Raw genomic sequence first — 9,724 nt, forward strand, 5'->3', positions numbered from 1 at the left:
ACCGGCGAGGAGATCTTCGCCGACAAGGTCGGCGTGATGCTGGCGCGCGACATGTCGGCGATCCACAAGGACGCGCAGTTCGTGGTCGACGTGAAGTCGACCGGCCTGTTCATCACCGATCCGGTGCTGCAGCAGCAAGGCGCCAAGACCGCGTATTGGAAGACCGGCCATTCCTACATGAAGCGCCGCACCAACGAGCTTGGCGCGCTCGCCGGCTTCGAGAAATCCGGCCACTTCTTCTTCAACAAACCGTTCGGCCGCGGCTATGACGACGGCCTGGTCTCGGCGATCGCGATCTGCGAGATGCTCGACCGCGCGCCCGGCAAGTCGATGGCCGACCTGAAGGACGCGCTGCCCAAGACCTGGTCGTCGCCGACGATGTCGCCGCATTGCGCCGATGAGGCCAAATACGGCGTGGTCGACGCCGTGGTGAAGCACTTCGAGGGCCTGCAACAGCAGGGCGCCAAGATCGGCGGCCAGGCGATCCGCGATCTCGTCACCGTCAACGGCGTGCGCGTCACGGTCGAGGACGGCAGCTGGGGCCTGGTGCGCGCCTCCTCCAACAAGCCGGAGCTGGTGGTGGTGGTCGAAAGCCCGGTCAGCGAGCAGCGCATGCGCGACATGTTCGAGACCGTGGATGCGGTGCTGCGCACGCATCCGGAGGTCGGCGAGTATAATCAGAAGATTTGATTGCGCCGCCGGCCACCCCCGCCGTCGTCATACCCGCGCAGGCGGGGTATCCAGTGCGCCGCGGCGTCTCAATCGAAGACAACCTCTCTGGAATACTGGATCGTCCGCCTTCGCGGGCGATGACAGTGGAGGGACGACTTACGCGGCCGCTCCGCAGTTGGCCGCCATCCATCGGGAAGGCGCCCGGCAACGTCCTTGATGACCGAGCGAAATTCTTTCCGATCGATCTTGACATGCCGGCCTCTATCCCGCTGTCTACCCCTCGCATCGCACCTTTGCTTTCAACAGCTCTAGATTGTAGAGACTCTTTGCGCCAACGCTCCTTGAGAACCCAATCTAGCGGAGAATGACGATGATCCTTGTGACCGGCGGGGCCGGCTATATCGGCTCGCATGCTTGCGTGGCCTTGCTGGCCGCGGGCGAAGATGTCGTCGTATTCGACAATTTCTCCAACAGCAGTCCGATTGCCCTGCAGCGCGTCCAGCAGATTTGCGGCAAAGCGCTGATTGCCGTTGAAGGCGACATTCGCGACGAACGCGCGATCGAGCAGGTGCTGACGCAATACAACTGCACGGCCGTCATGCATTTTGCCGGTCTGAAATCCGTTCAGGATTCCGTTGCGCAGCCGCTCGAATATTACGATCAGAACGTTATCGGATCTCACCGGCTGCTGCGCGCGATGCAACGGTCGGGCGTCAAGAACATCGTGTTCAGCTCATCGGCCACTGTCTACGGCACCCCGAAATTTCTGCCCTATACCGAAGACCATCCCCTCAATCCCGTGAACCCCTATGGGCGGACCAAGCTCATCATCGAGGACATGCTCCGCGACCAATATGTCAGCGACCCAAGCTGGGGGATCGCCATATTGCGCTATTTCAATCCAGTCGGGGCGCACGAGAGTGGATTGATCGGCGAGGATCCCCGCGGCGTCCCCAACAATCTGGTCCCCTTCGTGGCTCAGGTTGCAATCGGACGACGCGAGCGATTGAACATATGGGGCGCCGACTACCACACGCCTGATGGAACAGGCGTTCGCGACTACATCCATGTCATGGATCTCGCGCTCGGACACCTGTCCGCACTGAAGGCATTGGACAGTCCGAAATGCTTCTCGGTCAATCTCGGAACCGGTACCGGCAGCAGCGTGCTCGAAGTCGTTCGCGCTTTCGAAAAAGCGAGTGGCCGGCCCGTCCCATATGACATCAAGCCGCGTCGGGCGGGTGACATCGATGCCTACTACGCCGCCACGGAAACCGCGTCCCAACTGATGGGATGGAAAGCTGTCAGATCGCTCGACACGATGTGCGCGGATCATTGGCGCTGGCAGAGCAATAACCCCAATGGATATTGCTGATCGTGCCGACTGAAGACGCCGCTGCGCACGGTGATATCCCGTCCCGCGCGCAGGCCATGATCAAACATGGTTGCGGATTCTCATTGCGCGCAGCGCCGCCTTTTGAGGCAGAGCGCCTTATCGCGTGCTATTTTTACTAAGGGGCACACCTTCACGATTAATCCTGTTGGCCGATCGCGCAATAATTCTGCCAGAATATCTGTTCTGGCAGAATTATTGCGTTATGAAGCGGGCTGAAATTTCAGTGTGGGGGCTTATCCATGACGAAGAAACGAGCTTTAATCACCGGCGTTACCGGTCAGGACGGTGCCTATCTGGCAGAACTGCTCCTGGAAAAAGGATACGAGGTCCACGGCATCAAGCGCCGGGCTTCGCTTTTCAACACCGATCGAATTGACCACATTTATCTCGATCCCCACGAGGCCAATCCGCCATTCCGTTTGCATTATGGCGACCTCACGGACTCTTCCAGTCTGGTCCGTATCGTCGGCCAGGTCCAGCCGGACGAGATCTACAATCTCGCAGCGCAGAGCCATGTCGCCGTTTCATTCGAGGAACCCGAATACACCGCAAATTCCGACGCGCTGGGCACGCTGCGCCTGCTCGAGGCCATCCGCATTGTCGGCCTGGAGAACAAGACACGCTTCTACCAAGCCTCGACTTCGGAATTGTACGGGCTTGTGCAGGAAATCCCGCAGAAGGAGACGACGCCCTTTTACCCCCGCTCGCCCTACGCCGTCGCCAAGCTCTATGCGTACTGGATCACGGTCAACTACCGTGAAGCGTATGGAATGTACGCCTGCAACGGCATCCTGTTCAATCACGAGTCCCCGGTCCGCGGCGAGACATTCGTGACGCGCAAGATCACGCGGGCGCTGGCGCGGATCCATCTAGGCCTGCAGGACCGCCTCTACCTCGGCAACATGGACGCGCTACGCGACTGGGGTCACGCGCGCGACTATGTCGAGATGCAGTGGATGATGCTGCAGCAGGACAAGCCGGATGACTTCGTGATCGCCACCGGCAAGCAGTATTCAGTGAGGGATTTCGTCAACCACGCCGCGGCCGAGATCGGAATCAAGGTCCGATGGGAAGGCAGCGGGGTTCACGAGAAAGGCTATGACGAGGCGACCGGCAAATGCATCGTTTCGGTGGACCCCCGCTATTTCCGGCCGTCGGAAGTCGCGACCCTGCTCGGCGATCCCTCCAAGGCAAAGCAGAAGCTCGGCTGGGAGCCGAAGACCTCGTTCGAGGCGCTGGTCAAGGAAATGATGCAGGAAGATCTTGAATCGGCCAAGCGGGACGAACTGATCAAGCAGCACGGCTTCCGCTACTACGCGCGGCACGAATAGGAAAAAAGCGCCAGACGCGGACCGCTTGCGGCGATTGCTCGAGCGCATTGGTTATCCGACCGCTCGAGCGTTTGACCAGCTTATTTGCCGGTCAGGCGCACCTACTCCTTGATCGGAAGCAACAGCGCTTCCGGCTGGAGCTGTGTCCCACCGCTGCTCTGCGGCCTGGCACTGTCATCATCGATGGACAGCATCTCCCTCAGCCACTGATGGATGATGCGTTCCCTGTTCCAACGTTCGAGCGCGCGCGTCCTGCCCTGCTTGCCCAGAACATTTCGAAGCGGCTCATCTTCGCCGAGCGCTCGGACAGCCTCGGCCAGCGCATTCGCATCGCCCGGCGGGACGACCAAACCGGCGCCCTCCACTTCATCGGCCAGCCCGGTACCCGATCCAGCCATAGCGATGACCGGCCGCCCGGAGGAGAAGATGGCTCCGAGCTTGGAAGGCAGCACCAGATCTGCCGCCTCCGCTCGCTGCGGAATCAGGTGAATATCCGCGGTCGCCATCAACGCGGCAAAACGATCGTTGGGCTGCACGCCAAGGAAATGGATGTTGCCGCGCCCCTGTGACATCTCCAGGAGCCTCGGCTTGTGAGGCCCCTCTCCGGCGAGAACGAAATGAACGTTGTGGTGACTTTCCTCGAGGGCAGAAGCCGCCTCCACGACGAGGTCGAGCCCCTGCTTATTCGACATCGTTCCCGAGTAGAGGGCGAGGACGTCGTCTTCTCCAATCTTGAGCTCAGTTCGGAAATTGACCGTTGCGGGACCCGGAGTGATTGCGCCGGTGTCGATCCAGTTTCGGACCTCCCTCACCTTCTCCTGCGGAATTCCCTTCTCTTTGAGACGTCGCAACATCTGCGGTGAGATTGTGGAGACGCGGTCGAAGGATTTCAGGATTCTCGCTTCCGCGCGCAGCATCAGCCGACGGAGCCTTTGGTTCTGCAAAAGACCGAGATCAAAGGCCGCGTCCACCTCAAAGTCCTGCACATGAAGCCAGGATTTCGCCCCGGTCAGGCGCGCGGCGGCGGCGACGAGGGCCGCTGATGTCAGCGACGGCGCCACCGAAAGCATGATGTCGGGTCGCCACGAGAGCGCCGTCCGCACCAGAGGGATCGCACTCGCCATCGCAAACGACGCATGGTGAACGAGCCGCTTGGCCCCTGACGGACGGGCGGGCACGTAGATTGGCGTACGGATCACCTGCACGCCATTCAGCTTTCTCGACCGGAAGTACCAGGATCTGAAGCCCCGAGGAATTCGCCACGCCGGATAATACGGCGGTGCGGTGATCACTCGGACGTCGTGGCCTTCGGCCACGAGACTTTCGCAGAGCTCAGTGTTGTATTTCGCGACACCGACAAGATCGGGCGCGTAGTTGATGCCCACCAGAAGTATGCGCATTAAATGCAGACCAAATCAAAGATGTTAAGTTTCTTAGTTTTTAGGCGAGATACTGCACTCCCGTTCAGTTTGACGCACTGGGACTAAGCGCGAGATTGCGGCCGTATCCGCGGAGAAAATCGGCGTAGGCCGCGGCGAGGCCGGCACGAATCGAAATCTGCGGGCGCCAACCGAGTTCGCGGATACGCGAGCTATCAAGAAGCTTGCGCGGGGTGCCGTCGGGCTTGCTGACGTCGAAGACGAATTTGCCCGATAGCCGACGACCTCGGCGACCAGAGCGGCGAAATCGGCGATCGAGAGTTCGTCCCCGCTGCCGACATTGATCGGCATGTCCTGCGAATATCGCTTCAGAAGGAAGGCGCAGGCATCCGCCAGATCATCGACGTTGAGGAATTCGCGGAGCGGCGTGCCGGTGCCCCACACGGTAACCGTCGGCGCTCCCGCGAGCTTGGCTTCGTGAAAGCGGCGGATCAGCGCCGCCGGAACGTGGCTGTGATCCGGATGATAATTGTCGCCCTTGCCATAGAGATTGGTCGGCATGGCCGAGATGAAATCATCGCCGTATTGACGGCGATAGGCTTGGCACATCTTGAGGCCGGCGATCTTGGCGATCGCGTACCACTCATTGGTAGGCTCAAGCGGGCCCGTCAGCAGTTGGTCCTCGCTGATCGGCTGCGCTGCGTGCTTGGGATAGATGCAGGACGACCCCAAAAACAACAGGCGCTGAACAGGAGTGTGTGCGTATGGCTCAGGTTGCAATCTTCAGCTTTCTCTTTGGCGCCGTCTTCGGCTTGCGCTTCAAGGTGTTCGTGCTTCTGCCTCTGACGCTTGCGACCGGCGCAATTGCGCTCCTGCTTGCCCCGATCCTTTCCTTGACGGTGGTCGAAAGTCTCACAGGCTTTGCGATCGGCTCACTCGCCCTCCACGGTGGATATCTGTTCGGATCATTCACGCGCTTCGCCCTCGCGGCGGCGCGGGCGACGCGCGTTGCGGCTCGTCCGCTCAAGACCGCCCGCTGATCCCCCGCCGCGGTTGCGGATCCAATTGTCACGGCCGCTTCTTTGAAATGAAGCCGACGGGAGATATGGTGACGACTCGGTTCAGGCATTTTCCGAGCAGTCCGATTGTCCGTCGCTTTTTTCGCCCTCCTCTTCGCGCTCGTTTTCACCACCGTTCTTGAAACTTCCAACTCCGGCTTCGTCACCGAGCTCGGAATGGCCGCCGCAGGCGTGTGCCTGCTGGCGGCATCGGTGAGCGTGAGCAAGGCGGATCGGGAGCATTTGCTGCGTGCGACGGCGAACCTGCGCTGGGTATTGATCGCCATTCCGCTCTGCATTGGCGCGCAATTGATGCCAATCGGGTTGTCACTCGCTCATCCGATCTGGACCACTACGTATGATGCCCTGCAGGGAATCCCCTTCGGATACGTCACGGCCGACTTCAGCCGAACGCTCGGCGCATTCCTTTTGGCGCTCGCTTGCGTCGCGCTGATCGGGGTGACGATCGTCCTTAGCAGGGATCGGCGGCGGGCCGAGCTCGTCCTGTTCGTGTTGAGCACCCTGACAGCTCTCGTGGCGGTGCTGAAAATCGTCGATCATCGGCTGCAGGGAGCGAGCATCGGTCCGGATGGCTGGGATTTCGCGACCAGCTTGAGCGGCCTTGGCGTGGCGCTCAATCTCGCCGTCATGCAATTGGCCGCGGAGCGCGCCGAAACGCGTCACGCGATCATCCGTTCCGTTGCTATCGGCATGCTGGGGCTCGCGGGCCTGCTGATCAACGGCGCCGTCATCCTGGGATATTCCGACACCAACAGCGCGGTTGCCTGCGCGCTCGGCGTCGCGCTGTTTCTGCTCATCCTGGTCATTCGCAGGCTGGACCTGTCGGCCCTGGCAGCCAGCGCGATTTGCGTGGTCGCAGCCATTGGCGCGGCCCTCGTTCTGACCTGGATCTTCGAAAAAGGCTCTGGATCGCCGTTGCTGCGGCTTCTGCCGATCCAACCAGAACAAGCGCGCGCGGCACTCGACCGCCTGCTTGCCGATACGCGCTGGTTCGGTGCCGGCGCCGGAGCCTTCCAGTCCATCGGCGGGATCTATCAATCCGGCGATGCAACGGCACCGCTTGCGGTCCCCTCCGCAGCCATCGCACTATTCGTGGAAACGGGCTGGATCGGCTTGGCACTCGCAATCGCGATCGTGCTTTCCCTGCTGACGCGCCTTGTCTCAGGGGCGCTGCGGCGTGGCCGCGACTCCTTCTTTTCGGCGGCGGCGGCCGCCAGCCTTTGCTTCGCCGTTGTGCAGGGATTTGCCGGTCCCGGCCTGCTACGTACCGGGGCCATCGTCTGTCTTGCAGCGATCGTGGGGCTTGGCCTTTCGCAAAGCGTCAGCCAGGCCGCACGGTGAGCTGAGATCAGGCGTTGCGATCGCCCAGGGATGCCCAGTAGTTCGGATTCTTGGGCATCTGGATCCGCACCCAGCGATAGGGCTTGCGCGACCAGGGCGAGATGTTCTGGGTCAGATTGTCGAGGACCAGGTCGCCGCTGAACGTGCGCACGACGACGACCAGGTGATGCTCGCCCCAGGTCGTCACCACCTCGCTGAGCAGGACGGCACGGGCCGGCCACCCCCTTGCGATCAGCTCGTGGCGCTTGGTCACCGCATAGTCGTTGCAGTCTCCGCTTGCGGGATGCAGCAGCCACTTCTCGCCGGCCAGCCCCTCGAGATTGGCCTGTGGCCGAATCCCGGTGTTCACCGAATGGTTGACCTCCTTGAGATCGGCCCAACGCTCGGCGGTGAGCTTCAGCCGTCCGCCTCGGAACACCATGCGGCGCGGTTTGCACTCGCCGGCATATTTGAGGCAAAACATCGTGAACGCCATCGGCGGCAATGTCGGCGCATCGAACTTGATGTATTGGATAGCTCCCCGCAGCGCCATTGGCGTGCCTACAAAGCCGGCCTTCGCCCCGTGCTGCAGCCCGATCGTGAAGATGGCGGCGGCAACCGCCAATATCTTTGCAACTCCGCGCATTTTGCGCCCCCCGTTCTCGTTGCGGGGAAGCTACAAAAGACCTCTTGAGATACAGCTCATTCGCTGCGCGGCCCTTTAGTCAAAACCGAAGCAACTCTTTCTGAAACAATTAACGATATCGGTCCGAAATGGGCTCTGCTAAGAGCCGTGGCAGGGTTGATCGGCTCTAGCGTTTTCGAGCGAAACGGACGTCGGTTCGCGATGAAGAAAACGCGTCAAAACAGGAATCTGGAGCTTCAGCTCCGGAGGCAGGCGAGTTGGCTTAAGGATGGGTCTGACCCGACGCTTTCGCAAGAACATCAAGCCCCGGCTTCCCGATGGCGTCCGCGTCTATGCGATCGGAGATGTCCACGGACGCGCCGATCTTCTTCAATCGCTCTTAACCGTAATTGACGTTGATCTCGACCGTTCGGCGCCGGAGCGCGCCATCCAGGTCTTCCTTGGCGATTACGTCGATCGCGGGCCGCAATCGCGGGCCGTGCTCGATATCCTGATCCAGCGCAGCCAAAGTCACGAAACGGTTTGCCTCAAGGGGAACCACGAGGTCTTCCTGCTCGACGTCCTGAAGGACCCAGCCAAGCTCCAGGAGTGGCGCCATTACGGCGGCCTCTTGACGCTAATGTCCTATGGCGTGACGCCGACCATGAACCCGACGACGGAACAGCAGGTCGAGCTCATCGAAGGATTGAAGCGTGCCTTGCCGCCCGAGCACCTTGCGTTCATCGAGCAGTTGCCGACGTCGTTCACCTGCGGGGACTTCTTCTTCGTGCACGCCGGCGTTCGTCCCGGCGTTGCGCTCGACAAGCAGCAGGACCAGGATCTGCTCTGGATCAGGGAGGAGTTTCTCAATTCCGAGGAGCGTTTCGGCAAATATATCGTTCACGGACACACGCCCGTCAGCGCGCCGGACGTTCGGCCGAACCGCATCAACATCGATACGGGCGCATATGCGACCGGCAACTTGACGCTGCTGACGATACAGGGTGATAGTCTGCTCGCAATTTGAAGTTTCAATTGGGCTTTATCCGGCACCGACGAACGGTGCCCATCCACAAAGTCAGCCGATGAATCAAATGACCTGGCTCCGCGCGACGGGAACGTGCATGGCGGTGATACTGATCGCCTATGCCGCCTTCAGCTTCTGTGCGGACCTGAGTCGGTCGAAGCTTCGTGCAGACGACTTGTTGACGGGCAGACTTCACGGCGAGGCCGCGACAACAGGCTTTGCCTCCACCATCCTCGCCGCACTGTTTCCATTCGACGGGGATTTTCTCGCTGATCATGCGATCGCGAAGGCAGCGAAGGTTCTGAATCAACCCGCGCTCGATCCTGCCACTCGGGCGGAGGACAGTCAGGCCGCTCAGGGCGCCGTCGCGGCCGCGCTGAAAGTTTCGCCGATCAGGCCGGTGCTTTGGTTGACGCTTGCAACGTTGAAAGCGCGGACCGATGGCACCGCCCTTCCCGCGCTGAAGGCGTCCTATCTTACGGGACCAGTGTCGTCCGATGTGGCGTTCATGAGACTTCAGGCCGTCACGTCGAATTCGGCCGCATCGGATGAAGAGATGCGCCTGCTCGCCTTGTCGGATATTCGCACCGTGCTTTCGAACCGCTCCCGTTTCGAAGCCCCGCTCATCGCAGCCTATGTGCAGGCCACGCCGCCCGGCAAAACCCTGCTGATGGAATCCGCGCAGGCCCTGGATCCGAAGTTCGGCAACCTGCTGCGGCGTTACTAGACTCGTGCAGGGTGCTCATTAACGCTGACATGTCGGCTTCTTGAGCAGAACCCATTTAGCTCGATCCGAGCCCTGCCGGGTGTGAGCCGGGTGGTGGAGTCGAGATGTGGCGCGGTGGCTTTAGGCTACACATATCTGTTCCCGCCCCTTTCGTCTGGCGGTGCCTTA

Annotated in this window: 9 protein-coding genes and 1 pseudogene; 7 read left to right on the plus strand and 3 right to left on the minus strand. The window is 60.9% G+C overall.

Annotation, left to right across the window (positions count from 1 at the left end; all coding sequences use genetic code 11):
- From ACZXDY_RS43120 to gmd, 3 genes are all read left to right on the plus strand, one after another.
- The coding region (locus ACZXDY_RS43120) for a phosphohexomutase domain-containing protein (protein ID WP_464349681.1) at window positions 1-690 on the plus strand (690 nt) is incomplete at its 5' end.
- A 352-nt stretch (window positions 691-1,042) separates the two neighbouring features.
- Entirely contained in the window at window positions 1,043-2,047 is a 1,005-nt protein-coding gene (gene galE, locus ACZXDY_RS43125; protein WP_464349682.1) for a UDP-glucose 4-epimerase GalE, read from the plus strand.
- 260 nt (window positions 2,048-2,307) lie between these two features.
- Window positions 2,308-3,399 carry a GDP-mannose 4,6-dehydratase gene (gmd, locus tag ACZXDY_RS43130; RefSeq protein ID WP_130229127.1) on the plus strand — a complete coding sequence of 364 codons (1,092 nt, stop codon included), beginning with the start codon at window positions 2,308-2,310 and terminating at the stop codon, window positions 3,397-3,399.
- Between the two features lie 101 nt (window positions 3,400-3,500).
- Here gmd and ACZXDY_RS43135 read toward each other — a convergent pair whose 3' ends face one another.
- Together ACZXDY_RS43135 and ACZXDY_RS43140 are read right to left on the minus strand one after the other, a co-directional pair.
- The gene (locus ACZXDY_RS43135) at window positions 3,501-4,799 is read right to left on the minus strand and encodes a WcaI family glycosyltransferase (protein WP_464349683.1); all 1,299 of its coding nucleotides are present in this window, start codon (window positions 4,797-4,799) and stop codon (window positions 3,501-3,503) included.
- 64 nt (window positions 4,800-4,863) lie between these two features.
- Window positions 4,864-5,528: pseudogene (locus ACZXDY_RS43140) on the minus strand (GDP-L-fucose synthase family protein); the annotation flags it as partial.
- A 14-nt stretch (window positions 5,529-5,542) separates the two neighbouring features.
- On the opposite strand from ACZXDY_RS43140, the gene ACZXDY_RS43145 reads away from it, so the two are divergent.
- Together ACZXDY_RS43145 and ACZXDY_RS43150 are read left to right on the plus strand one after the other, a co-directional pair.
- Window positions 5,543-5,818 (plus strand): hypothetical protein, encoded by a 276-nt coding sequence (locus ACZXDY_RS43145; protein WP_464349684.1) that lies wholly within the window; start codon window positions 5,543-5,545, stop codon window positions 5,816-5,818.
- Between the two features lie 105 nt (window positions 5,819-5,923).
- Window positions 5,924-7,198, plus strand: a complete 1,275-nt coding sequence (locus ACZXDY_RS43150) for a hypothetical protein (protein WP_464349685.1) — start codon at window positions 5,924-5,926, stop codon at window positions 7,196-7,198.
- A 7-nt stretch (window positions 7,199-7,205) separates the two neighbouring features.
- Here ACZXDY_RS43150 and ACZXDY_RS43155 read toward each other — a convergent pair whose 3' ends face one another.
- Window positions 7,206-7,823, minus strand: coding sequence for a transglutaminase-like cysteine peptidase (locus ACZXDY_RS43155; RefSeq protein WP_028168376.1), 618 nt, complete (start codon window positions 7,821-7,823; stop codon window positions 7,206-7,208).
- Between the two features lie 268 nt (window positions 7,824-8,091).
- Here ACZXDY_RS43155 and ACZXDY_RS43160 point away from each other — a divergent pair, with 268 nt between their 5' ends.
- Window positions 8,092-8,829, plus strand: a complete 738-nt coding sequence (locus ACZXDY_RS43160; protein ID WP_464349686.1) for a metallophosphoesterase family protein — start codon at window positions 8,092-8,094, stop codon at window positions 8,827-8,829.
- A 97-nt stretch (window positions 8,830-8,926) separates the two neighbouring features.
- Entirely contained in the window at window positions 8,927-9,556 is a 630-nt protein-coding gene (locus ACZXDY_RS43165; protein ID WP_464349687.1) for a hypothetical protein, read from the plus strand.
- Window positions 9,557-9,724 lie beyond the last annotated feature (168 nt).

The organism is Bradyrhizobium sp. LeoB3 (assembly GCF_055456055.1).

Excerpts from the sequence above, each read along its gene's own strand:
- ACZXDY_RS43145 (WP_464349684.1), top strand. The coding sequence starts at position 5,543 with ATGGCTCAGGTTGCAATCTTCAGCTTTCTCTTTGGCGCCGTCTTCGGC.
- galE (WP_464349682.1), top strand. The coding sequence starts at position 1,043 with ATGATCCTTGTGACCGGCGGGGCCGGCTATATCGGCTCGCATGCTTGC.
- ACZXDY_RS43160 (WP_464349686.1), top strand. The coding sequence starts at position 8,092 with ATGGGTCTGACCCGACGCTTTCGCAAGAACATCAAGCCCCGGCTTCCC.
- ACZXDY_RS43155 (WP_028168376.1), bottom strand. The coding sequence starts at position 7,823 with ATGCGCGGAGTTGCAAAGATATTGGCGGTTGCCGCCGCCATCTTCACG.
- ACZXDY_RS43165 (WP_464349687.1), top strand. The coding sequence starts at position 8,927 with ATGGCGGTGATACTGATCGCCTATGCCGCCTTCAGCTTCTGTGCGGAC.
- ACZXDY_RS43135 (WP_464349683.1), bottom strand. The coding sequence starts at position 4,799 with ATGCGCATACTTCTGGTGGGCATCAACTACGCGCCCGATCTTGTCGGT.
- gmd (WP_130229127.1), top strand. The coding sequence starts at position 2,308 with ATGACGAAGAAACGAGCTTTAATCACCGGCGTTACCGGTCAGGACGGT.